The sequence below is a fragment of the Paenibacillus camerounensis genome (genome assembly GCF_000723885.1).
GTDB lineage: Bacteria > Bacillota > Bacilli > Paenibacillales > Paenibacillaceae > Paenibacillus_AQ > Paenibacillus_AQ camerounensis.
Genome location: NZ_CCDG010000023.1, coordinates 61,696 through 86,812 on the forward strand (window position 1 = coordinate 61,696; position 25,117 = coordinate 86,812).

Sequence of the window (25,117 nt, forward strand, 5' to 3'; positions counted from 1 at the left end):
GTTATTTAGTTAATCAACTAACGAATAAAAAGCAGAATTCTCCAGCATGTGATTGAGATAAAAGCTTGCATTCAAGTCCTGCTTCTTCGCCTTTATAATCAATTGAATGGTATCCAGCATTAATTTTTCTTTCACACTCTTTTTGGAGCACAAAGAATATATTTCCAGCAATTCGCCGATAGCTTCTTTATAATTGTTTTCAAATTGGTGGTACTTTGATCTTTGCCAATGCATAGCAACCTTTATGTCTTCCTGAAGCAGTTCATTACCCAGATTATAGGAAGCTACAGTACCCTTTGTCTTTCCGATGGCTTTAATAATCCGTTGATTCATTTCCTCCGGAGCGTATGGCGTTGAGAAAACCACCGGCTCCAAAAAGTCCGGCCCAGCCTCTCCATACAGGTTATGACGGTTACCTTGCTTCTGAATAATCCGGGCCAGCTGTGTATTCGGATACACCCTGACACCGCAATTGTAGAAACAGCGCAGCCCTTCCCCAAACAGATCATCCATTTCCTTGATCCATTCCATAAATTCATTTAAGGTTTGTTCATCTTCTCCAGGTAACCCTACAATGAATCCTACGGTGATCCCTGTTGCTCCTGCATCTACAAGTGTTTTTATCAGCTGGTCAATGTCTTTTTTACGATGGGCAATGTTATTTTTATGCAATACTTGGTCTGACACATGCGTGATTCCAAAACAGATGCTGTGATCCGAAAAGTTGGCTGCTTTTAAGGCATAATATTGTTCCTTGGAAAAGGGAGCCGGAGTGAAGTAAGAGCTGAAACGATTTTTCACCCCGCTCTTCCTGATCGCATTACATAATTCAATTACATTGCTTTCATTCGAATCGTTCAGTTCGCTGCAGGCTAACCATACGGCCTCGTTATGATTGTTGATCAGCTTGATTTCGTTGATGATATCTTGGATACTTCTCCACTGGTTTTTTGGAAACAAGCTTCCTTCTACGCAAAATGAACATTTTCCTGTACATCCTGTAGAAACTCTGACCGGCACACTTCCGGTCCATTTCGGACTATATTGGACAGCTCGTTCGAAAAAAGACATTTCAGTGGAGTGCATAGCGTGCGCCGGCGGACTGACCCTGTCAGCTTGAGAAGAAACATAGATCATTCCATCCAATTGATCTAGGTTATTATCAACATACCTTGTTAGATCAAGCTTGCTTTTAACTGCATTGGCTAGCTTAGCAAATGTGACTTCTCCCGGCCCTGCAATCCCCAGGTTTAGTTCCAGTCTCCTCAATATGGCCGCAGGAGCAATACTGAAGCCTGCCCCGCCAACGATCACGGGTACTTGTGTAACTGCTTTTATTATGCGAACGACCTCTTCATATTCTTGCAAGAAGCCTCTTGTTTTGATTCCGTTGCGTGCTTCCGCTTTTTCCGTCCATATGTTGGCCATATTATCAAGATTTCTGATGCTTAAGCCGATCATTTCCGGCAGGAAATTTAATAACAATTGGTTCAAATCATCCTTCATATTTTTAAAAGCGAAGGGATTTACAATCCTGGTTGTCGTATCGTCAATGTTTCTTTTCACATAATTAGAGATAATCTCAAGCCCGTAAGGAGGGGCTGCTATAGATGCCCAATCAAATGGATTCAGATACAACAACAATATGTTCATACTACAACTTCCTCTTTAAAAAAGTTGCAAAGGATAGGATCTACGTCACACAGGTCTTGATTTATTAAGTAAGCGCGGCTGCGGCAGCCCCCCAGACACACCCCAATGTTTTTACAATTCCTGTTTTTACATGCCGATTCCCTGAAAGCTACAATACCGCGAGATTCTTCCCACACTTCCTTTAGATGATCCTGATAAATGTTACCTAAATTAAACATGTCAGCTTCCCGTGAGCTGAGCGTCGGGCACAAACACATTTCCCCGTTAGAACGCACATACAGCATTTTATGCCCAACTCCGCAGCCAGGGACGATTGTTCCGTTAGGTGCCTCGTCTTCACAATATCCAGAAGTGAATTTAACCCGGTTTTTCAATGATATTTTCATTGCTTCGCTAATCTCGTCCAAAGTCAGATCCATATGCTCAAAGCATTTTCCCCGCCCTACATATAAAATCGGTGCAGTTCTGCATTCAATCTGAAGCTCATTTCGGCAATAATCAATGATCTCTTGTATTCGGTTAATGTTTCTTTTACTCAAAGTTATGTTTGCTACCGCCTTAATATTTTTTTCTTTCATTAAATGCAATGCTTGAATTGTACTGGAAAAAGCCCCCCTCATCCCCCGGAATATATCATGTTCCTTCTCTACGACATCATCCAGACTAACGAAAACCGTCCGGATATTCCCCAAATCCGCCAAAAGATTAACCATGGATTCATTGATCAGCGTTCCATTCGTAAATATGTTGGTGATCATAAAATGATCGGCACTGATTTTTAGAACCGAATCAATGTCGTCACGGGAGAAAATTTCTCCGCCTGTAAAATCTGTCCGGTAGACGCCAAGCTTGTCCGCTTGAGCTATTACATCCTTAATATTCTCCAACGGCACATCCGTGGTAGTAACAGACCTGTAAGACGCAGACATATAACAATGATTGCAATTCAGATTACAGCGGTCGGTTATTTCAAAAAATAGCCGTTCCAGATACGGAGTTGTTCCAGGGGCCTTAACGCTCAGTTTCCCTTGCTTTGCTGCATCATTTGTTAAAATATGATTAGCCATACAAAGATCCAAAAATGCTAATAGCTTGTTACCTTTGCTCTCTGTGTCTGCGTTACACTCCCTGCATATCCCTTCCAGATCAGCGGTATGATGAACGGATTGCAGGATCTTTACCCCTGCTTCATTGATGGGATAAATTCCGTATGGCTTCATTCTGATTAGGACAAGTTCAGGTTTCTGGACCAGGATGAAATTACCGTTCAGATAGTATTTACGGGCCATATTAATTCTCCTAATATTTTAATGTGATGAGGCAAGGTTTCTATTCCCGCTGCTAATTCTGGAAGCTACTTGTTCTGACAGCTCAAGCATGTCAAAATATTCTCGCTGCATGACCTCAAGCTGCATTTGCTGCTCAAGGAGTCTTGTGTTTTGCCAAACTTCCTCATTATATTGAGGGTATATTTCATGGTTAGAGATAGCCCAATCTTCTTTATTATGGTGTACATAACAGCTCATAATATTTCCGTCAGGCAGTATCCACGGGGAAAGTACGTTTTCGAGCGTCGGGTAGAACTTTAAATATTCTTCTTTGGTAATGACATTCGTGGTAATTCTCGTGTGGAAATGGTTATGTGATTCAGCCAAAATCCCTGAGACAGACTTTAAATCCAGTATCTTATCACTCGTTAACCATAACTTTTCATTGTATTTTCCTCTGCCCATTCTGCTCACATGTCCTAACTTCACCATCACCGGATCTGTGTGCAGGATAATATCCTTCAACCAATCCCAGTCATCATAACTTTCCGGTGTCACCATACACTGCAGGGCAACATGTGCACCTTGTTCAGCAAGGTAAGATAACGCCTTTATTGTTTGTTCATAGCTGCCGTTCCCTCTCATCCGGTCATGATATTCAAGGGGACCATCCAAACTAATGTTAACCATATTGATATGCTTGCTGATGAATTCAGCATAATCCTCGTCAATAAGTGTTCCATTAGAAAATAAATCAACTAGTAATTCTTGCGATTTGGCAAACAAAACCAGCGTTTTGAAATCAGTCCTTAGAAGTGCCTCTCCACCTGTGAACAAAACTCTGCGCCCGCCGGAGCTTTTGAATTTCTCCAAAAAGAAACACAGCTGTTCTGTTGTCAATTGATGTTCCTCTTCCTTCTTCTTCAGTCTGGAATAGCAATAAGGGCATTCCAGGTTGCATTGTTTGGTTAATTCGATAGAAATAGACTCATACTGAAGCCTCTGTTGTTTTATTTGCATAATTTGCCTCCTCACTGAACAAATGGCCCCAAGGTACTACACGAAATGGGCTGGTCTGCACCCACTTAATATGCACTGCCTTGGAAATTTGTTTGAACAGTTCATGGCTTTCGCTATCCTTATAGGAGATCAGCATGTTCTCCAGAGTATTCTCTGCAAGATCACCGATCAACAAATTAGTGTCTGCCTGTTTGCGTTCAGGGTACACCTTGCCGTCTCTCATGACAGCCAGTCTCCTTGGAACATCCCCCTTAGAAGAATGGCAGGTGTGTTTAAAACAGACATAACCGTTGCAGGGATGCTCATTCAGCAGTCTGGCAGGAAGAATTCCCAACTCCATCAGTACAGCTGTACGATTCTCACAATTCTTATTTATTTCTATAGAAATACGGTACAGATGGTCCAATTGAGCCCATGTTATATGCAGGCCTTTATCTGCGTCCAGCTCTGGATTTAAAGTTAGTGTAATTTGGGTTCGGTTATAGACATTCAGCAGCAGCTCTTCAACATTCACAAGATGATTTGTATTGAGATTTAAAATCATAGCGGAGATTTTATAATAATTTCTATTTATCCCGTTAATTTTTTCGCAAAAAGTATTCAAAAAATCAGCTGAATTTAAACATTCATTCGTAATGTTTTCTTCTATTCTTAGTACAAGCTTCACACAAGAGGGCAATTCACGCCGCTCTTCATAAATCTTCAACAAATCCTCATAATTAATCCGCCACACAATTCCTGCAGTAATCTTGTTAAGAACATATTCAGACATCCCGGTTAACGCCTGGGGACTCATTGATTTAATAATAATATTTTTAATGTTGGCCTCTTTAAGCCCGGTTAACATATTCCCTAGAATTTCAAAGTCCCGTCCTTGAAAATCCCGGTAATCCTCCTCCAGCAATATCGCTGGCGCCTCATTGTCTTTGTAAACCAGATCATTATCTATAAGCGAGTTCATCAAAAATATTCCCTCCCATTTTGGTCCACGTATGATCATGTTTTTTAAAGATATCAACAATTTTTTCATGCAGCAGAATGGAATCCTGTCCTTCTTTTTGTGCTGAAATCAGTTTGCGGAGTCCTGATAAAGCAATAATTCTTAATGAAAAATGATATCTTTTCACCAGGTCCGGATTATTCCAGTTTTCTTTGGAATATACATAGCGGGCCAAGACAAATTGTTGAAAAATTCTTGCCTGGGCAATAAAAAGTTGAACATCTCTATCAATGTAGTAACAGGGGACTTCTCCTTCCCAGATGCTTTCATCTTTAACAAAGGACCTGAATCCCTTATATATTGGAGTGCCTAAATGCAAATGAAGTTCATGAAATATAGAACCTACGCCTGTTATATTTATTGCTTCGTATATTTTCTGTTCCAGATAGAATTCCAGTTTGGAGTCAATGTCATCCAGCGTACTGTCCGGCACAGCCAGAAGAGAGCCTATTCTGTAACCGATACCGGCTTTTTTTATACAATCCAGAGCCTTTACAACCTTCTCCCGGCCGTACCCTTTTTTGATCGTGGAAAGTTCACGGGATGACACCGATTCAACTCCCACAAAAACTGAATTTAATCCGACATCCTTAAGTAATTTTAAAGTTTCATAGTCAATACAATCTGCCCTGACATCTATATAGAATTCCAATTTCATTTTACTTTCACGAATGAGTTCAGCAAATTCGATAACCCTCTTGCGCCCTAATTTGCCTGGGCCGATAAACTCGGCATCCAAAAAATGAATATTATGGACACCAAGCTCATACAAGATCTTTAGATCAGCCACCACCTCTTTTATATCCCGGCATATCCAGCCGCTTCCATGACATAATGTTGATGCAGCTCCGATATTGCAATAAATACAGGACCTGTACCAGCAGCCCCTGCTGGACCATACTAAAGCCATTGAAGGATTTTCTGATGAGATGTAATGCCGCACATCCACACCAGCCATGATGTCATTAAGGGAGTTGAAATTTCTTTTGGCAAAACATATCTCTCCACTAACATCCTTATATGCAGCACCTTCTAATCGGCAGAGTGTCATAGCGCCTAATTCAATATTGATAATATCCAGGAGCACTTCTTCAGGATTCACAGGTATAACATAATCAAGCATAGGCATACTCTCTAGACATTTGACATAATCTAATGCACCTGTTCCGATTGCGATACATATACAGTGTTCCAGACTGTTTTTACGCGCCCACATAAAATCGTAAATATCCTCAATACAAAACATGCCGCATATGCACACGATGTCCGGATCATAAAGCTCTAACGCCTCAGTTAGTTCCTCCTCATCCTCCCCTTCTTCTTTTATAAAATCGAAAATCTGGGAGTCATACCCTTTCTTCTTCATAAACTCTCTAATTGTAATAAGGCCTGACATATGAACATAGTCCGCACAATATTTATGCCTGTATATTGAATTACTGTGTGGAAGAATACAAGCAATTCTCATGTTCTGCACCTCGTTCCCGGAAGAATTTTTATCGTTGTTATATGAATTTACTTATAGCATATTTGAGATTTGGTGGCTGTATTTGTGATTTATGCTGTTACCATTTATATCCGGTTCCCATGTAATTCCGAATTCCAGTCCTTTACTTTCGCAGATCTCTTTCAGTTTGGAAAAAATATTCTCACGGTACTCTGTATTTGCGTGTAATCTTCCATTTATCTTCTCTGTGTACAAATTTGTATACTTTTCAGATAGTCCCGGTTGTATGGCTTCTAGATATCCCCGTTCTCTATCAAGGGCACCTTCGATAACATCCGCCACACTGCTGACAATATATCTTACCTTTCTCTTCTTCAACTCATCTACCAGTGCTTCAAATTCTGCCATATCATCGGTGATATAGGGGAATATCGGATCAATTCTGGCAATAATCCGGATGCCGTAATCAGACATCGCCTCAATCTCGTTTAATAATTCTTCTACACTGGCACCGCTTCCCCGGACAAGCATTTTTCGTTTAGCCTCATTTATAGTCAAAATTGAAATTTGCACAAAGGAATGCGGATGCTTTTGGATTAACGGGTATAACTCTCCAGGAACGGATCCTTTAGTACAAATGGCTACAGGCATGTTAATGTCAGCAGCATGTTTTATGATTTGTCTGCTTAGCTGAAGCTCTGCTTCTACCGGTTGAAAAGGGTCAGACACCGGTGATAAATGGATCACCTTGGCATAATCGTTATTGAGGATATAATTATCTACATGATCAATGATGTTCTCGACAACACGGATTACACCTTTTTCCCTAAAATCATCGAATGCTTTGCGTTTAAGAAACCCATCATTTGCAGGACAAAAGAGACACTGATGTTCGCAGCCATAGTACGGATTAACAAGGATCTTCGGACCAATCTTTTGACTTGTCTTATTCACTGCTGGTGAAATTCGTTTGATTTCATATGATCTCATCATCGTGACCTCTTTTTTATTTATTTAATTGGACTAACAAAAGAAGATTCAGCTTTGTGCCACAGCTTTATTTTCAACCGCTCTGATTAGCACATCCCACAGTTCCCTATAAGGCAGCTGCCCTTTAGGGTAATAGTTGGAAAGCAATCTTAAACTTTGAACAACCCGTTCCTCCATTAACCTGCAGTGAGATTTTTGGACGATTAACTCCGAAGGGAATAATACAAGCCGTTTGTATGGACAAGGGCCTTCGCACAGTACGTTTAAATCGCAATCTTTGCAGAGCGAATCATTTTGTTTTTCCAGATTCCTGATTCCATTATCCTTGAGGATATCTATTTGCTGAATGCCTTCGTTGACTCTTCCTATAGAGAATGCTTCCTTTCCGACAAAGAAATGACAGGGGTAAACAGCACCTGAAGTATCTACGGAAATATAACTGCTTCCTGCAGGACATGGTGGTGTTTCATAGAATTCAGCCTTACGGCTGTTTTTCAGGATTTGTGTTAGCATTTCCGATATCATATTGATATTCACATTGCCTTTGGTATCAATTAATTCAACTAAATAATCAGTTACGGCAGGTAATTGCTCCAAAATTGACTGATAAATTTGATCTGTAGGTGGAATTCCCGGTAGATTGTCGCCAAATGCCGGGTCAAACACGATATTGCGGAACCCTAAAGATACAAAGTATTTAATACGGTCAATCAAATTATGTTCAACATCTGCAACAGTACATCGAAGAACCACACGGTCACTTAAATAATGTTCAATCAATTTCACACGCTTTTCGACTTGAGTAGATACCTGCAGCTTTCCCCTGCCGAAGCGGTACTGATTGTTGATTTCTGGAGGGCCGTCCAAACTCAGAAGAATTCGAATGTCTTTACCGCTATTCATTAATTCGGCAATACCTTCATCAATCAAAGTACCATTTGTGAAAATATCAAAAATGATTTGGTTGCCATATTTCCGTGATAACGCTCTGCCGTAATCTATGATGAAATACATCAGCTTTTTGTTCAGTAACGGTTCTCCGCCAAATAAAATGATGTTACCTTCACAGTTCTCAGGAATCTGGGAAATAAAAACCTCAAGGGCTTTTTGAGCAGTCTCCTCAGGCATCACAGATTCTGAATATCCATACCCTCCTCCTTCGGCAAAGCAGTATTTGCAAATCAGATTACACTTGTGACAGAGATTCAGATTCATTTTTTCCACGTAAGTCGATGATGCCTTTAATTTATTCTCCGAGAAAACCCCCAGCTTGGCTAAAGAAATCAATTGCATTCTGACCGGTACATCGATTGCAAAGGGCTCTCCGTCTGCTTGATATTGAAATAACTGTTGTCTGGCATGTTCAGTAATTTCCATGAAAATCCCGCTTTTAACAGCCAGCAGAAAATATCTCTTATTTATTGGGGCAAACAGTTTGAAGTCATTAGGCTGAGGAATTCCGGTATCTCTGAAATGATGCAAATCATCGTAAATTGTTTTTAACGGCCTGGAGAGGATCTGGAAATCTAAATGTTTTTGCGGCTCATTTGCTAGCAAAAGATTTACCTCCCAATCTGAATGTCACATTATTTGTACAATTGAAGATTCCTTGGGAATCCACTCGTCCCGATGGGATATAAATAAGACACAATGATTTTTGCTGCATAAATCCTTTAAAGCATGTTCGATGGAAGAGATAGTGATGTTATCCAGTGACGCATAAATTTCATCCAATAGTATAAGCGGAGACGGATTATAGAACATCCTGGCGAGTGCAATCCTGCATTTCTGGCCTCCCGATAAGTTTTCACCTCCGTCCTTAATTACATGTTCATATTGGCTGGAAAGCATTAGCACAAATTCCTCTAGACCAGCTTTTTGGGCTGCCTCAATCAAACGGGTTTCGTCTATCTCTGATTTATGTGTTAAGGCTATATTCTCACTAATGGTTCCATTAAATAAAAATGGAGATTGGGATACACAGGTAACTAAACTTGGATTCAATTCCGTCTTGTGTTCACCTACGACGGAGATTTTTCCGCTTAAGGGTTTGTATAATCCGTTAATCAGATTGAATAGCGTTGTCTTGCCAATGCCGCTTTTCCCGGTAAGATAGGTAATTTTCCCTGAGCTGGCTTCAAATTTAATATTATCCAGAATCAGCCTTCCCTTATCGTAGCCAAACTTGATGCTCTCCACTTTTAATTGAAACGGGGTCTTTAGAATTTCGGTAGCTTCGCAATTGTTAATCTCCGGAATCTGTAATCCCAGTAATTCAAAAATACTTATACATCCTGCTTTGTTTTTTTGATACTCGCGCATGAGATTGCTGACAAACTTATAAGGATTAAGCAGAACATCGTACATGGATACGAATGCCACAAAGGCCCCTACTGAGATCACTTGTTCTGCAGCCAAAAATGATCCTATAAATAAAACGGTAAGCAACGCTAAAATGTCGACAAAGCTGGAAATGGCATCAATGTTCAAACCAATACGAACGGATCTTGTATTGAGGCGGTTATAATCTTCTAAGTGATTATGAATATTTTCTCTTGTTGTGCGTTCGTCACCGGCCAATTTGTAAAAAACAATCCCTTGTATAATCTGCATTACAGCCGAAAACATAGATGACTTTTTTCTATTAATTTCATCATGAATACCATACAAGTAAGTGACCAATTTCTTATCAATGAAGATCTTCACCACGCCAAAAACTAAAAGGGCAATCGTTAAGTGCCAGGATAGAATAAAGCCGGATATAATTGTGCCAGATATTTTCCCCAGGCTTCCGATACATAAGTGGATTGCTTTGTACAAATTGCTGAAATCTCTAATGTTATTATTGACCCTATATAAGACATCATTTTTATTTGTTTCTTTTGAGTCGCTGTATAACACGTTTTGCATCATGTCCGTTCGTAATTGGCTGTGCATTGAAATAATAGAATAATTTAATTTTTGGTTTATGAGATACACAGCAAAGGTACCTATAAGAATGGAGCTGGTAAATACCATGATCCCGTCTCTAAATATTCCTATATCATGCTGTAGTGTTCCATCAGTGATCCACTTTACTCCCCATGCTATTCCAAAAGACATTATGAGTCCCCTTAGAATCTCAAGGCCAGAAGTAACTACGAGAATTCCTAAACTTTTGGTTTGTTTTAGGTATTTAATAAATTCCTTTGGAAATCTGTTGTTCAATTCGTCACCCCCTCTATGCATTTTCTTTTAGCATGCTTTTATATAATGAATTTTGTAACATCACGTTATAATTTTCATAAGCGGCAATCTGCCCGTTATCCATTAGAAGAATTCTATCGAATTTACTCATAATGTCTGCACTTATTCTATGAGTAACTAGCACAACACCGCATGATAATTCTGAAAACATATGATCTAGAATCTTCTGCTCCGTTAGGGCATCAACTCCGGAAAAACATTCATCCAAAAGCAAAAACGGCTTCTGCTTAGCCACTGCCATCGCAATTCCTAAACGTTGCCTTTGTCCGACTGACATATTCTCACCATCATTCTGAATTACAGTCTGATATCCGCTGCTCATATTTTCGATTTCAGAATGAATTTCTGCTATGCGTGCATACCTTATGAAGTTCTCAAGTTTGCAATTATACAGGACTCCCTTAATATTGTTCTCAATAGTATCGTGTTGGAGAAATATTTCCTGCGGCAAATAAGATATATATTTTTTTATATCATCCGTACCCATTGCTTTGAGTTCTTGGCCATTTAGCATCAGGCTTCCGTTATATTTGCCGTCATAACCCATCAACTGCTTCAATAGGGTGCTTTTTCCGCTGCCGCTTTTCCCAATTACCGCTATTCTTTCTTGATCTTTAATTTCTAGAGAAATGTTGTCTAACGCCTTTCTCCCATACTTGTAGGTATAACTGACTTGGTTTAAGATGATCGAGTTCGTATTGGAAGCTTCACCGCTTACATTTCCAGCCGGCATTTCCGGCAAATTCATTATTTCGTTATACCGTTCAATATTTTTTCGCACATTATAGATTGCAGGCATAATCCCCGGCAGTTGCATTAGTATATCAACCATTGGATCAATGACTATAAAAGTACTTACGATTACGCCAAAATCTATCCTATTGTTGTAAGCTAAAATCCCGCCGATGACGTATAACGAAATATAAATAGCTTGATAGCCTCCTACGCCGGCAATCCAGACTATGTTATCGTACAAAGTTTTTTTCTTTTCAAGTGTCACTAGCTTCCGCTCGCTGGACCGGTATTTGTCCATGAAGTATTCATTTGCCGAATAAATACGGATATCATCTGCATGGTCAATAATATCTTTCGAAATCATATTCAGTGCTGTTTTGGACTCTTGAGCTTTAATGTAGGCTTCGCCGCTTTTTTTTCCGAAATGCCTGGGAATTATAATGAGTACGGGCATCAGCACAACAAAAGCCAACAGATATACATTATTTATGCCTATATATAACAGGATCAATGCAAGTCTAGTGATATTAGATATATAGGATAACAACGTATTGAATTGAAAGTTAACTATACTTTTTAAATCGTCGTTAAATCTGGTGATTACATCCGCTTGGCTGAAGCTCTCAAGATCACCTAAGTAGACCCTGTTCAATTTCTCATAAAATTTGTTACTCATCTTTATTTCTGTTTGCATTTGTAAACGGTTAGTATAGAATTTACTTATTCTGTTCAATAAAATATTTATCAGCACTACCAGGAACAAAAGAGCAGCTAGCTTCCCCAGAGCTCCAAACTCCCTAGTAGTTACACTGTTGATTAGATCTTTAATAGAATTCAAATAGACAATAAATAACAAGTTTATAATTAGATTCAGCAATATTAAAATTACTAGCTTCCGCTTTTTTGTCTCTGTTACTTCCCATACCGAACGAATAGTTTTTGCGGTCATCTTTTCTCTCCTGTCCTATTACATCCCCAACGGCGAACAGAATTGCACAATTTCATCACTTACCTTATCAACAAGCTCCTCAGTAATATCCAGTCCGAATGAAAGTGTGACAGTCCGGCTCAACAGATCCGCAGTTCTTGAATACTGTGTTTCAGTTGAGGCATGAGCTCCCGGCTTCTCCAGCAAGCAGGGCCAATGCACAAATACGTTTGTCGTTATCTCTTTTTCGTTGTAAAGGGGTTTTGCCTTGACACCAATTTCCCGGAGAAATTCCGCCAGTTGAACAGCCATGTCCTGAGATTTCATACCGATATATATAGACTGCGGTATATAACCTTCGTAGTTCTGAATAGTTTGCAGATCCACATTAGGGAGCAGAGATAATTTTTGTGTCATCAATCTATGCAGGCTGCGCAAGTGATTTGCAAATAAATCCAATTTCTTCATCTGCTCCATAAAAATTGCCGCATGCAATTCCGATAAGCGCATGTTTTGTGCCGGGAAGCCAGGCAAATATTTAGAGTGCATATATAACAGACTCGCATCAGAATATAATAAAGCCTTCTCATATATTTCTTGATTGTTCGTAACAAGGGCCCCGCCCTCGCCGCTGCTTAACACTTTATGTTCATGGAAGCTAAAACAAGCCACATCTCCGAAAGAGCCGAGTGCTTGATCCTCATAAAAAGCGCCGAAAGATTGCGCACAATCTTCAATTAAAAATATATTATGCTTTTTTGCTATGCTCTGTAATTCTTTGACTCTGGCAGCCTTACCCTGTAAATGGGAGCATAATATCGCTTTGGTGTTGGATGTAATGCGTTGTTCGGCTTCTTCCGGGCACAACATGAAGGTATCGTCTATATTGCATAAAACAGGAGTGGCTCCAAAATGCATCATTGAGGTTGCCGATCCGATGTAATTAAAGGTTGGGCAGATAACCTCATCCCCTTCACCGATGCCCAAAGCTTTAAATGCGCAGAGGAGAGCACTTGTACCGGAGTTTACGGCTAAACAATAACGCGTTCCGATCAGCTTGGATATTTCATGCTCTAATCTGGTGCATGGCGAGTACCTTAAATGACGGAGGCTGTCCAAGGTCAGTTCGCCATAACGGAATAACCGCTTGGAATTTAATACTTCCATTACAGCCCCAGCTTCTTCGTGCGATATCCTTGACGCTCCAAAATTGTTGGATATCCAAGCATATTTGGGTTGATTATAGGTAAGAATCTCTTGATTCAGTAACCGGTTAATCAATTTATCTGCTCTGACCAAGGGAAACCTTACGCTTATAGTAGCTTTGAAATCCTCCACTTCAAGTCCCTTGCCTATCATCAGCAAACATTCCAAGGTATCCTCATCCATAAATGACACCCTGTTACGATGGATGTACACACTGTAGAGCTTCTCATTGTAAGGTTTTATTGTGAGGTCATTATGAATATATAGTTGCATCAAATCCACCTCCTGCTACAAATGTAATCTGCATGCAAAGCTCAGGCTGTCCTTAGACATATTCAGGCATACTCATTCTGGAGAAAGCAAACAAAACATCATGCATTGCGGGCAATTCCAAATGATGAGGAATATCAAAGCTGTTTGAATATATTGCATCAAGTCCTTGTTCAGCGAGAAGGCCGAATACTTCCTGAATGGAACGGTAAAGATTAAACGACGGTTCCTTCGTACGGTTAGCCAGATACCGGATTATAAAAGCAATAGTCGCTATTTGCTGCTGCGAAATGATTGTATCCAAGCGGGAGACATCCACCGTATCTTTTCCGAGATGAATAGTATTATTGTCGATATGCACATATTCAAAAATCCGGTTGCTTTCTGCATCTCTTTTGAAGGAGGACAGCGAGTCCGTTTTGACCAGTCGTTCTAACTTCCACTGCACTTCATGTTCATCTTCTCTTTCATAGAATTCATATGCATTTTGCTTAAATGGCATTAGTTCCTTATTAAAGTTATGCAGGGTATAGTTTTTCATCATGTACACATTATCAGCCAGATCCAGATATTCACTGCTTCCGCCAATAATAAGAATGGTCGAAACCCCCGCTTTTTGATATAAATGCCGGACACGGTCTGTAAAAGGAACGATAGGATCATCTTGAATAATCTGTTTCATACGGGAGTCCCGTATCATAAAATTAGTTGCTGTTCTGTCTTCATCTATCAGTAACGCTTTGCATCCGAAGGATACCGCTTCGATAATATTGGCAGCTTGCGAAGTGCTTCCACTGGCATGACAGGAACTAAAGGCCTTGGTATTGGAATGAGGGATATTTCGTATAAATGGTGTAATGTCCAGTGAAGAGACACTGCGTCCATCTTCTGCGATGATTTTGCAGCTTCTCTCTTCGGTTATACAATACTCCCTCCCGTCCCCGGGGACATGATTGTAAATGCCCGAGAGAATACTGTCTAACAGTGTGCTTTTCCCTGAATAACCTCCTCCAGTGATGACTGTAACGCCTTCGGTGATCCCCATTCCTTTAATGACAAATCCGTCTGCTAATGTAATTTCGATTTCATCTTCAGACGGGGAAATAAAGGGGGTAACATCGCCCAACGGCTGCTCTCCTTTCCCCCGCGGAAGAAGACTGTTATTTGCTATAAAACACACTAAATTCTTCTTCTGTAATAACCTTCGTATCTCCAACTGTCTTCTATACACTGTATTAAATTGAATGCATGCCTCATTGTCGAAGAAGTCAACAAAGTCTCTAACAGCCTTTCCCAGTTCCTTTCTAACGATTTTAACTGATAATTTACCTGCAACTACATTCCGCTTTTCCATCATGTGTACAGGGAAACGGATTACCATTGTGATATTCAGCATGTCATCTTTAAAAAAACAGCTATTGCGGACAACTACCTTCTGGTTAGGTTCATGTATGTGTATTTTGCCTGTAAATTTCTCTTTCCCTGTCTTATGTTCTTGTTCTAAATCTATTTTTTCTATAAGAGAAACAAAAGACCGTAAACAAAAGTCCGCTGTTGATGCGTCTAGAGATCTATTGCGATTCTCCAGACCCAACATCCCAGCCGGGATCTGAATGGTAAACTTCACATACTCGGGTTTTGATTTATGTGTTTCATTACAGATTATAGTTACTCCATTGTATGAATACACGTTATTGTTTTTATATATGGCTCTCAGTGAAGAAACATCGGAAAGGTCGCAAGAGCCTAATAATTTGATGAGCCTGTTAATAACCATTCACCACCTGTACCCCTATGTCTGTTAACCATTCTTTCTCCACCATTTCCAACGGTTGTCCGAAAATGGATTGGAAAACCGATAAATTGTCACTCAAACCGTTTTTCCGGCATATGATCTGATAACCTTCCTTGACTTTTTCAAGACCAAAAATACGGATCAAATAATAAACAAATGATGCAGATATATGATACATGTGGATATGAAAATTTTCACTTTTATAATCCACCGTAAATAACTCCTTTAAATGAGATTCAGGATATTTTTTCAAAAAAACTTTCGATAAAATATCGAATGATTTTCTGTTATTTTCATTTATAAGCAGCAAGTCACTAATTAGCGCGGCCATTCCTTCCACAAATAAAAAGGGGGGACTGCCCCAATCATAAAGAAGAATATGTGTATATTCATGAAGTTCGGGGCGGTATTTTCCCAGCTTATATGTTAATCCCATGACCAGATTTCTATAGGCGAATGAAGAATTTTGACCGGTTAAATCAGACAGATCATTAATATCCTTGGCGAATATGACCTGTAATCGCTGCTGGCGGGTTATTCCAAGATAATTTTCTACTAATGTAAAATCTCCTGTCAGCCGGTGAAGCAGATGTTCCACTTCATACGCTTTCCAGTACATAAGATCAAAGGTGTCGTATTCTTTCCTTAAATAATCCGTTAGATCAATTTCCAAGATGGCTTGGCTGCAACCATCGACGGGTGCATCAGCAGGCAAGGTGAATAGATAAGGCAAATCCGTTACTCCATATAAATGTACTGGCACAAATTCTTTGCTGAAAATAGCTTTGATACAATGGGAGCCTGCACGTATTTTATTTATTAAAGCCGGAGTTACGGATTCGCAATAGATAAAGCTCTGGTTAATGATTTGCAGCGAATCAGTAAATTCGCATATCATTCCCGCTATCGTGTCCTTCTCTCCCCACTTCAGTGGAGTACGGAACTCCCGTTCGAAAACCGGTAGATAGCTACATTTATGTTGGGTATCTCCTATCTGTAGCTGGATCACCTATACTTATCCTTCCCTTAGAAAATGCATGCTTTTCTTGTGCTCATTCAATTCCAATACGGATTCCATATGAAACTCCCAGATGATTTCTGCATAAATTACCGACTTGATTCTTTTTAAAAATAACATTTTAAAAGGAACGAACATAAGCTCCAGCCCGGTTCTGAATGACAGCCCGATATCAATGTGTGAACTGGACAATTGTCTGAACTGGAATTTAAATATACAGTTGTTCAGGCTGCAGCTTATATTTTCTATTACATTACATAGAATGACGGAATGAATTCTCTCTCCGCTGTACAGCTCGATAAAGTCTGCTGCCCTCCCTTTAGTTAATTCAATAATGTCATTGGGATTCCCGCAGCTGCACTCATTTCCCTTTCTCAAAAGCCCGATGTCGCCTATCTGGTAACGAATAAACGGCATGGCTTTGGAAAAGAGGCTGGTAAGGACGACATCACCTTCTTCTCCGTACTGACATGTCCTTCCCCTGTTCATAATTTCAACCACTGCATTTCTGGAGATACAATGAAGATGGCCTTGCCTGCATGATAAAGCGATCCCCATAACCTCTGTACTGCTGTAATTCTCAGTAAGGTGTGCGGCAGTAAACAGGGTAATAATTTCGCGCTGATATTGCAGCAGGGGTTCACCGATAAATTCGATGTAGCGGATTGTTTCCGGGAAAACCCGGGAATGTTTTTCATAAAATGCAAGTAACCTCATAAACCCACCAGTGTATGCGATTACATAAGTAGGGCTAAAGTTTTCGATTTCATCCGCCTGCTCCTCAAACCATTCTAAATCCATCAGAGACGTATTAATGTTGAAGGTTGTCCCACGATCCGATAGATATGATATTTCCTGACGCTCATTAAAAAAGAACAGATTCAAACACTTCGTGTCAGTCCTGAGTCCATACTCCGCTGACCTGTAGCTCCAAATATTTTTCATTTGTGTATAATAATCCTGCTGTGTCTTTACTACTTTCAGCGGCATCATTGTAGTACCGGAGGTCAACGAGTATTTTAATTGAGCTTCAGAAACAGATTCGCTTAAAAATTGTTCGGGTTCGTTCAGATATAAAGCTTTGTCCACAACAGGAAAGTTCTGTAACTGTAACTGGTCCGGGGAGATGCCCCTGTCCTGAAAATAATGCCGGTAAAACGGAACATGCATGCATGCCCAGGCCAAACTCTTGTGATAATTATTGTCCATATATCATGCTCCTAAAAAGGTAACCTTCTATATTGGAGGGCACCCTCCTGATAAAGCTTTGCGGTCCAATATCGCGACCTCTTTTGATGTTCATTTACCGGAATACTCATAGAAACTATAAATTCTTTTGGCCGTTCGTGTGGAAACAGGGTTGAATTACAATGCTGAATAAGTATATGCTCCTTAACATCTTGTATTCTCCCTGCCAATAGACATACTATTCTGCTGCCATAGACTTGATCTGAAACCCCGAATACAATACAATCCTCCACCCCCTCAAGCCTTCTAATCTTTTCTTCAACAAGTACAGGATCTACTTTATTCCCAGATACATTAATCGTATCGTTGGCTCGCCCGAGAATAAATAGATCGCCATCATCATCTAAATATCCTAAATCGCCTGTTTCAAAAAAATCATTTTGATTTATATATTGAATTTGAAATTTGGAATACACGTATCCGGACATGAGGCTTTGACTTTTGACACATATCAGCCCCACTTCATATGAACTGCATTGTTCTTGAGTATTAGGGTTCTTAATATAAAGGATCGTATCCTTTATTGGTCGGCCTACTGAACCGTACTTTGCATCATTAAAGTCCGTCTGCGCAGTAACTCGGGGGCCAGTTTCAGTTAAGCCGTATACGTTCCAAATCTTACTGCTGGCAAATACTGCGCTTAGTTCCTGAGCCTCCGTACCGCTCAATACTGCTCCGCTTGTGTAAATGGTTCTGACCCGGATATCGCTTCCCGTCTTCTTCGTATAATCCTTTAAGCGTTTCAGAAGCTGCGGATTCGCAAATAAGAATGTGGGCGCATAATGTTTGATATTTTGCAGCGTCTTGGCCATACTGCAGTACGGATCTGGAGCAAATAAATGTGACCCTGAATAAATACATGTCAGTATTTCGCCGACTAATACAGAGACATGTGTGAAATTTTTCAAGGTCAGAAACCTGTCTGTAGGGGCAGGCCGCATATATTCTACTATCCCTTGTATATTGCTGTATATCGCCCTGTGTGTTAAGGCAATGCCTTTCCTTCTTCCGGTCGTCCCTGAGCTCATCATTACCAGAGCAATGCTGTCCTCACTCAAGCCTGAAACAGGCTCCAAAAGCGGTTTATGCCTGTAATCTTCGTAATCAATCTGGATGGTTCTGCATGAAAATGATACATCGGTTCTTCCACCAGAAATACATATACACCCGGGCAGTGTAAGATCAATGATTTCCTCAATAATGTCAGATGGCGTATTATGTGTTAATGGAATTACGACGCCTCCCAAACCCAGTACGGCAAATAGATTAATAATAAAGTCTGTGCAATGTCTGCTTATCACAATAACCCTGCTGTTTACTGTGACTCCGTTCTCCTGCAGATAAGCTCTACAGCGCAGGGAACGCTGATAGAGAGATTCTCCATCTAAATCCAATGCTTCATCTGTACAAATGAAAGAGGACTTATTCTTCTTCAATAAATCCTCAAGTCTGGACAGTTTTATCACCCTCACTTATACTCTTTTCCACAGCCCGGCATAAATCGGAGAATGTTTTAATTTCATAAATATTTAATACTTCATCCGACAAGGAGATCCCGATCTTATCTTCAATAGTAACGACAACCTGGACATAGCTGATTGAATCCAGTCCGATTGTTTCGCCCAACCTTACTTCATCTGAGAAATCCGCTTCACTCATATTGAAATGTATACATTCCAATATGCTGGTTCGAACGATGTCTTTAATATCCATGAGTATCTCCTCTCATATCTAAAACCACATAATTAGAAAATACTTCCTATAAAAACTTTAAGCCTTTTTCCGCACTTTAGAAGTGATGCATGTCATAAAAGGGATAAAATGTTAATGATACAAATATATGATTTAAATTCTTGCCAGGATACGCTCTAACAGAATCTGTTCTCTGTTCCTTATGGATATCAACTCCCGGTTAATACTCTCCAGGCTGTCTTTATTAGGTTTCACATTATATTTCAGGGCCATGTTTCTTGTAATGTAGCTCTTAACGTCTAGAGCCTTAGATTCCTCAATTAAATCCTGTGCATTCACTAAACATGAGATTTGGTTTAAATACTCCAATCGCATGACCATAAGCTTCTTATGCTCCCAGAGCAAATTAAATACCCTTATGTCAAGCTCCGGCAAATCCTCCTTTCGATTCGTTATCCGGGAACTCAAATGATGATAGACGTCTAATCCATAGATACATAGAACCTCGTTGTTAATTAAGTCAAAACTCCGTTTGGAAAATAGCAAGCGCTGCAATCCATCGATAATGTATTCTCTATTGATAGTATAGTTATCCGTCTTATTGTTTTTTTTCAGCAGTATCACTCTGGAAATAAAGTTGCGTTCCATGTAAACCTCTTTATTTGAAGCCTCAATGTTCTCGAAAGAACACGTTGAATTTTTATAAGCACCATCTGCCATATTGTCTGAAAAATACACTGTATTTTCATTAATATCATATCCATATATCAGCGTTTCATGAAAATTACTTTGTTTAAGATACTCAGCATGTCCGGGAATATGAAAACGGTCTAAATGACACCATACATAAAAATCATTATCTATTGCATGAATTATAAAATCCTTAAAAGTGGCCCATTGTGTGATTAAAGATCTGTCCAGGGTTGACTTGTTTAGGTACGGGCAAATATCGATCAGAAAATCATGGTTATCAAAAAAATATACATCCCAGTCAATAACATATCTAATTTGTATAAAATTGGAATATATCCACGGTCTTATCCGTTCATCGTCAGAAATAATGGAAAGAAGCGTTCCATATACATTGGAAGTAGACAAAAAAGGTTTATGAACCTCAAGTATTTTTTTTGACACGTACGACCTACTCTCTTGTTTTAATGAGTATCTTAATAATATACAGCGCCTTTCGTCCTTTTTTACATTTTTTCATTCATGATTGGCCGCTTAACAGAAAAGCTTATCTCACGCTCGTATTAACCTTTCCCCTCCAAATTATGTAATAACAAAGTTTTACACATCCAATTATAACATATAATTATATTTTTTTAGATAAAAAACCTAATTTTCACATAATATATGTTTTGATTTTTACAAAAAAGAGCTGCAATCAGACTGTTAGGCTGGCTGGCTTCAGATTCTGTATCACCGTAGCCTCACCTCTACTGCTAAACTCCGCGGTCAAAATGTCGATGTTACGATAAATCTTGCTCTTCTCAATCTTCAGACATTTCCTCAAGTCCTCTTCAGAAAAATACAACTTAAAAACCGTCGACCCTTAGGCAGACGGCGATTTGCAAATATTATTACGAGAAGACTATCTTTCCTAATTCATCATCATAAAAGTATAGCTTGTTTGTTGACCTCACCGCTTCGCCTTATAAAACTCATGATAAAGCTTCATGAGCGGCCTTTTCTCTATCCGCGACACGTAACTCCGCGAGATCCCCAGATCCTTCGCAATCTCCCGCTGCGTCCATTCTTCCCCGCCTGTATCAAGCCCAAACCGACCTACCACGACTTCCTTCTCCCGGGTAATCTCGTTACCTTCCTTGTCCGTCCCAATCGGATCGTGTAGAGACACGTCTTTCCGGGTTTTTTTTCAGCGAACGAAGGTGCATCAATATTTCATTCTCAATACATCGAGCCGCAAAAGTAGCAAACTTCGTTCCCTTGTTAGGACGGTAACTCTCGATGGCCTTGATCAGCCCGATCGTACCGATGGAGATCAGGTCCTCCATGTCTTCGCCTGTATGGTCGAACTTTTTGAGGTTGTGACCACGATACGATGTCAAAAAACCAAACCAATTACGATCGTTTCGGATTCGAATTGGTTTACTCTTGTTTTTTATATTTAATTTGTAGTTTCCGATTAATTTCTTGTGTCCATTCAGGCAATTCATTTAAATAATATTTAATCCCGCTTTTATCTGTTTCAAGAACAAACTCTCCATCAGCTTTACTATTATCAATAACTATCAATTGATCAATCAAGTCTAAGTGTGATAAAAGATTATTCATACTTGTTACATTGCGTCTAATAATATCTTCTTTTTCAATATGATGACCGCCGTTTTTCACGCGCAAAGCAACCCGTTCTATATTTAGCCGAACATCACCTAAGCCAACATAGAACATAATGATTTCAAAGCCCTGCTCCTTCGCGTCCTTCATCTGCCTTATAACGTTACCACCGGCTAAAGTAGTTTCCACGGTGAAGTCCCACTTATTTCGGATGCATTCCCTGGCTATTCTAATAGCTTCTTTTCCAGCAGATAATTTACTTTTTTCGGAATCAATATTATTAATCTTGCGGGCTAGCGCATCTGGATCAATATTCACACTGACTCCAAGCCGGTCAACAATCAAGTTGCGGATTGTGCTCTTTCCGCTTCCATTATTGCCTGCAAACACAAACATAGTCGCCTTTGTCTCACCCATGGATTAAATCCTGTTCATTCATTTCCTCGATCTTACCTGTACTATATTCTCTAACAAATTTCCCCTCATTTGTCTTATATACTATATATGTTCCGTTTGCTTTAGCATCCAATTTGGCACGGTCGCCTGTTAATCTGATCAGTTTGGCAAGGTCCTGCTTAATATTCATCAATACAGAAACACCTCATTTCCGCTTATAGTTCGAGTATACCACAGCAAAGCACAATTTATATCAGCTTAAAGCATAGTGTATAGAATGTAATCATTGATTTAAAAAAACAAAAAACCTGCAGGAATGAGACCTTTAATATCTCATTCCTACAAGCTACTTATTAGCTACCGCTTCGCCTTATAAAACTCATGATAAAGCTTCATCAGCGCCCTTTTCTCAATCCGCGACACATAGCTGCGACTTATGCCCAGATCCTTCGCAATCTCCCGCTGCGTCCTTTCTTCCCCGCCGGTATCCAACCCAAATCGCCCTACCACGACCTCCTTTTCCCGTTCATCGAGAATATCAAGGTTCCGATATATCTTGCTCTTCTCAATCTTCAGATCCACCTCTTTAATCACATCATCCGTCTCCGAGCCGAGGATATCAATGAGGGTAATTTCGTTCCCCTCTTTGTCTGTCCCAATCGGATCATGTAGGGATACGTCTTTCCGTGTTTTTTTCAGCGAGCGAAGGTGCATCAATATCTCATTCTCGATACATCGAGCAGCGAAAGTGGCGAGCTTTGTCCCCTTGTTTGGGCGGTAGCTCTCAATCGCTTTAATCAATCCAATCGTACCGATGGAGATCAGGTCCTCCATGTCTTCGCCGGTGTTGTCGAACTTTTTGACTATATGGGCAACAAGCCGCAGGTTATGTTCAATTAACAGATTTCTAGCCTTGGCGTCTCCCTCAGCCATCATACCTAAGTATTTGCTCTCGTCCTGTTCCGATAAAGGCTGTGGAAATGCGTTATTTCTTACGTAGGATACCAGCAGCGTCAGTTCTTTGATTAGCAGCGCAATCGTGCTTATGATTCCAGGCAACTTGGCGACACCTCCCGCACATGTACAATGAAACCGGTCTATGATGAGAACTACGGGTTCATGGTCCTTTTATTGTATGTGGGTTAGTGCCCAGAAGTGCATGTACGGGGGAAATAGGTACTGGCCTTTAGTTCAAATCCTCCTGCAGCTTATAACGGACCGCAAGGAAGCTGAACACAAGGATGACGATTACCGCAACCGCTGCCGTATGCAGGATATCTGCTGCATTATTGAAATCTTTTACCCGGACGATGGTGTTAATGAGCAGGTACTGCGACAGATGCAGGCCTTGGACCAGCGATTCCAGCGCAGACAGGGCCATGCCTGCCACATTCAATGCCAGAACAAATCCGGCGGTCAGACTGACCAGGAGATTTTTGACGACCATAACAATATAGAGTATTAGAATGGAGAACGCCCAGTGCAGCATAAATTGGCTGATCAGCAGCTTCATTAGGTACACAGGATCTCCAAGGCTGGTATTGTCAAAAAACAGCGTTCTCCCGATCCAGTCGGCAATAAGCATGGTCAGAAACAGCATAGCAACAAACGCTGCGAGCACCAGTATTTTTGAGCATACCGAATGAATTCTGGCTCTGTGCATCGGGATGTAATTTTTATGAAAGCCTGAGCTGAATTCGCTTGTGTAGAAAAAAATGCTGAACACCGCAATGTACACCAGCATCCAGGAAGGCGGCTGCGATATGGTGTATTGGATGAAATCACTCTCATTCAGGCTGCTGACCGAAATACCGCCCTTCTCCATCTCCTGGGCATATTGCTTCGTCATAAAGATACCAAAGATTTGGAAGGCACAGAACACCAGAAGCAGCAGATACATTATCCGATTCCGCACAAAACGGTAGAAATCCATTCTCAGAATATTAAGCATGGTGTTCACCTGCTCTTTCTGTCCGTTCCAGGAAGTATTGCTCCAGGCTCTGCTTGTGCTTAGCTATGGAATCGACCATGACTCCATGCTCAACCAGCACCTTCGTAATCTGGCGGATCGTGATATCCGTGTCATATACATACACATTCCGGCTGTCGATCACCTTATACCTCATAAGGTTCAGTTCCCGCTCCAGTACAGGAATTGCCGTCTTGGCTTCCTCTACGCTAATCTCGATCCGTTCCTCGCACTTATGCTGCAGTTCCTCCCTGGAGATCACCTCGACAATCTCACCCTGATGGAGAATGGCATACTTGGATGCTATTTTGGACAGCTCCTCTAGAATGTGGCTGGAAATAAGGATCGTCAGACCTTTTTTGTTCAGCTCCAGAATCAGCTGTCTGATCTCCATAATCCCCTGCGGATCGAGACCGTTAATCGGCTCATCCAGAATCAGCACATCCGGGTTACCGAGCAGCGCGACTGCGATACCCAGCCGTTGCTTCATCCCCATGGAATACCCTTTCACTTTTATTGAACGGCTACCGTCCAGTCCTACCAGCTGCAATAATTCCTCTATTCTGGCGTTACTATCCTTAAGCCCATAAGCTATAGCCAGCAGCTTCAGATTCTCATAACCGGTTACATTCAGGTAAAGTCCCGGATTCTCAATCAGTACACCCATCCGTTCAAAAAAAGACTGGTCCCCGGCCGGAGCACGGTTAAAAAAATGCAGCTCGCCCGAGGTAGGATACACCAATCCGGATATCATCTTCAGCAGTGTCGATTTGCCTGCACCGTTTTTACCGATGATGCCGACAATTTCACCCCTGTATATTTTGAGCTCTGCATTCAGCACGGCCGCTTTCGATTTATATCTTTTGGTAAGTCCGCAACATTCAATAATACAATCGGTCATGTTCTGCACCTCCTTAGCCTTAGGTTAACAGGAT

21 protein-coding genes and 1 pseudogene are annotated in these 25,117 nt (G+C 40.5%); all 22 read right to left on the reverse strand.

Annotation, left to right across the window (positions count from 1 at the left end):
* Positions 1-9: 9 nt before the first annotated feature.
* The 22 genes and pseudogenes from BN3772_RS09630 to BN3772_RS09735 all read right to left on the reverse strand — a co-directional run bounded on the left by BN3772_RS09630 (position 10) and on the right by BN3772_RS09735 (position 25,083).
* Entirely contained in the window at positions 10-1,653 is a 1,644-nt protein-coding gene (locus BN3772_RS09630) for a B12-binding domain-containing radical SAM protein (RefSeq protein WP_042199103.1), read from the reverse strand.
* Positions 1,650-2,942, reverse strand: coding sequence for a radical SAM/SPASM domain-containing protein (locus tag BN3772_RS09635; protein WP_042199104.1), 1,293 nt, complete (start codon positions 2,940-2,942; stop codon positions 1,650-1,652). Before BN3772_RS09635 ends, BN3772_RS09630 begins: the two co-directional genes overlap by 4 nt.
* An 18-nt stretch (positions 2,943-2,960) precedes the next feature.
* Positions 2,961-3,941, reverse strand: coding sequence for a radical SAM protein (locus tag BN3772_RS09640; RefSeq protein WP_042199105.1), 981 nt, complete (start codon positions 3,939-3,941; stop codon positions 2,961-2,963).
* Complete coding sequence (locus tag BN3772_RS09645) at positions 3,910-4,902, reverse strand: hypothetical protein (RefSeq protein WP_042199106.1); 993 nt, start codon at positions 4,900-4,902, stop codon at positions 3,910-3,912. Before BN3772_RS09645 ends, BN3772_RS09640 begins: the two co-directional genes overlap by 32 nt.
* The gene (locus tag BN3772_RS09650) at positions 4,883-6,307 is read right to left on the reverse strand and encodes a B12-binding domain-containing radical SAM protein (protein WP_042199107.1); all 1,425 of its coding nucleotides are present in this window, start codon (positions 6,305-6,307) and stop codon (positions 4,883-4,885) included. The genes BN3772_RS09645 and BN3772_RS09650 overlap by 20 nt, the downstream gene beginning before the upstream one ends.
* A 153-nt stretch (positions 6,308-6,460) precedes the next feature.
* Positions 6,461-7,381 (reverse strand): SPL family radical SAM protein, encoded by a 921-nt coding sequence (locus BN3772_RS09655; protein ID WP_086074494.1) that lies wholly within the window; start codon positions 7,379-7,381, stop codon positions 6,461-6,463.
* 45 nt (positions 7,382-7,426) lie between these two features.
* Complete coding sequence (locus tag BN3772_RS09660; RefSeq protein ID WP_042199109.1) at positions 7,427-8,935, reverse strand: radical SAM/SPASM domain-containing protein; 1,509 nt, start codon at positions 8,933-8,935, stop codon at positions 7,427-7,429.
* A gap of 24 nt (positions 8,936-8,959) precedes the next feature.
* Positions 8,960-10,585: an ATP-binding cassette domain-containing protein gene (locus BN3772_RS09665; RefSeq protein ID WP_042199110.1), complete on the reverse strand. Its 1,626-nt coding sequence runs from the start codon at positions 10,583-10,585 to the stop codon at positions 8,960-8,962.
* Between the two features lie 13 nt (positions 10,586-10,598).
* Positions 10,599-12,308 carry an ABC transporter ATP-binding protein gene (locus tag BN3772_RS09670; protein WP_042199111.1) on the reverse strand — a complete coding sequence of 570 codons (1,710 nt, stop codon included), beginning with the start codon at positions 12,306-12,308 and terminating at the stop codon, positions 10,599-10,601.
* A gap of 18 nt (positions 12,309-12,326) precedes the next feature.
* Positions 12,327-13,766, reverse strand: a complete 1,440-nt coding sequence (locus BN3772_RS09675; RefSeq protein ID WP_042199112.1) for a DegT/DnrJ/EryC1/StrS family aminotransferase — start codon at positions 13,764-13,766, stop codon at positions 12,327-12,329.
* A gap of 52 nt (positions 13,767-13,818) precedes the next feature.
* Positions 13,819-15,540 (reverse strand): P-loop domain-containing protein, encoded by a 1,722-nt coding sequence (locus BN3772_RS09680; protein ID WP_052380447.1) that lies wholly within the window; start codon positions 15,538-15,540, stop codon positions 13,819-13,821.
* Positions 15,530-16,567: a hypothetical protein gene (locus tag BN3772_RS09685; protein ID WP_042199113.1), complete on the reverse strand. Its 1,038-nt coding sequence runs from the start codon at positions 16,565-16,567 to the stop codon at positions 15,530-15,532. The genes BN3772_RS09680 and BN3772_RS09685 overlap by 11 nt, the downstream gene beginning before the upstream one ends.
* 6 nt (positions 16,568-16,573) lie before the next feature.
* Positions 16,574-17,785: a phenylacetate--CoA ligase family protein gene (locus BN3772_RS09690; protein ID WP_042199114.1), complete on the reverse strand. Its 1,212-nt coding sequence runs from the start codon at positions 17,783-17,785 to the stop codon at positions 16,574-16,576.
* An 11-nt stretch (positions 17,786-17,796) separates the two neighbouring features.
* On the reverse strand, positions 17,797-19,290 hold the full coding sequence (locus BN3772_RS09695; protein WP_042199115.1) for a class I adenylate-forming enzyme family protein: 1,494 nt from the start codon (positions 19,288-19,290) through the stop codon (positions 17,797-17,799).
* Complete coding sequence (locus tag BN3772_RS09700) at positions 19,268-19,537, reverse strand: acyl carrier protein (RefSeq protein ID WP_042199116.1); 270 nt, start codon at positions 19,535-19,537, stop codon at positions 19,268-19,270. Before BN3772_RS09700 ends, BN3772_RS09695 begins: the two co-directional genes overlap by 23 nt.
* A 132-nt stretch (positions 19,538-19,669) precedes the next feature.
* Positions 19,670-20,650, reverse strand: a complete 981-nt coding sequence (locus BN3772_RS09705) for a cysteine peptidase family C39 domain-containing protein (RefSeq protein ID WP_042199117.1) — start codon at positions 20,648-20,650, stop codon at positions 19,670-19,672.
* Positions 20,651-21,158: 508 nt separating this feature from the next.
* Positions 21,159-21,570: pseudogene (locus BN3772_RS09710) on the reverse strand (sigma factor); the annotation flags it as partial.
* A 58-nt stretch (positions 21,571-21,628) separates the two neighbouring features.
* Positions 21,629-22,234, reverse strand: coding sequence for an ATPase (locus tag BN3772_RS09715; protein ID WP_042199118.1), 606 nt, complete (start codon positions 22,232-22,234; stop codon positions 21,629-21,631).
* Positions 22,227-22,403 carry a hypothetical protein gene (locus BN3772_RS09720; RefSeq protein WP_209443633.1) on the reverse strand — a complete coding sequence of 59 codons (177 nt, stop codon included), beginning with the start codon at positions 22,401-22,403 and terminating at the stop codon, positions 22,227-22,229. Before BN3772_RS09720 ends, BN3772_RS09715 begins: the two co-directional genes overlap by 8 nt.
* A 167-nt stretch (positions 22,404-22,570) precedes the next feature.
* The gene (gene sigK, locus BN3772_RS09725) at positions 22,571-23,272 is read right to left on the reverse strand and encodes an RNA polymerase sporulation sigma factor SigK (RefSeq protein WP_039870896.1); all 702 of its coding nucleotides are present in this window, start codon (positions 23,270-23,272) and stop codon (positions 22,571-22,573) included.
* 127 nt (positions 23,273-23,399) lie between these two features.
* On the reverse strand, positions 23,400-24,164 hold the full coding sequence (locus BN3772_RS09730; RefSeq protein WP_042199120.1) for an ABC transporter permease: 765 nt from the start codon (positions 24,162-24,164) through the stop codon (positions 23,400-23,402).
* Positions 24,157-25,083 carry an ABC transporter ATP-binding protein gene (locus BN3772_RS09735; RefSeq protein ID WP_042199121.1) on the reverse strand — a complete coding sequence of 309 codons (927 nt, stop codon included), beginning with the start codon at positions 25,081-25,083 and terminating at the stop codon, positions 24,157-24,159. The genes BN3772_RS09730 and BN3772_RS09735 overlap by 8 nt, the downstream gene beginning before the upstream one ends.
* Positions 25,084-25,117 lie beyond the last annotated feature (34 nt).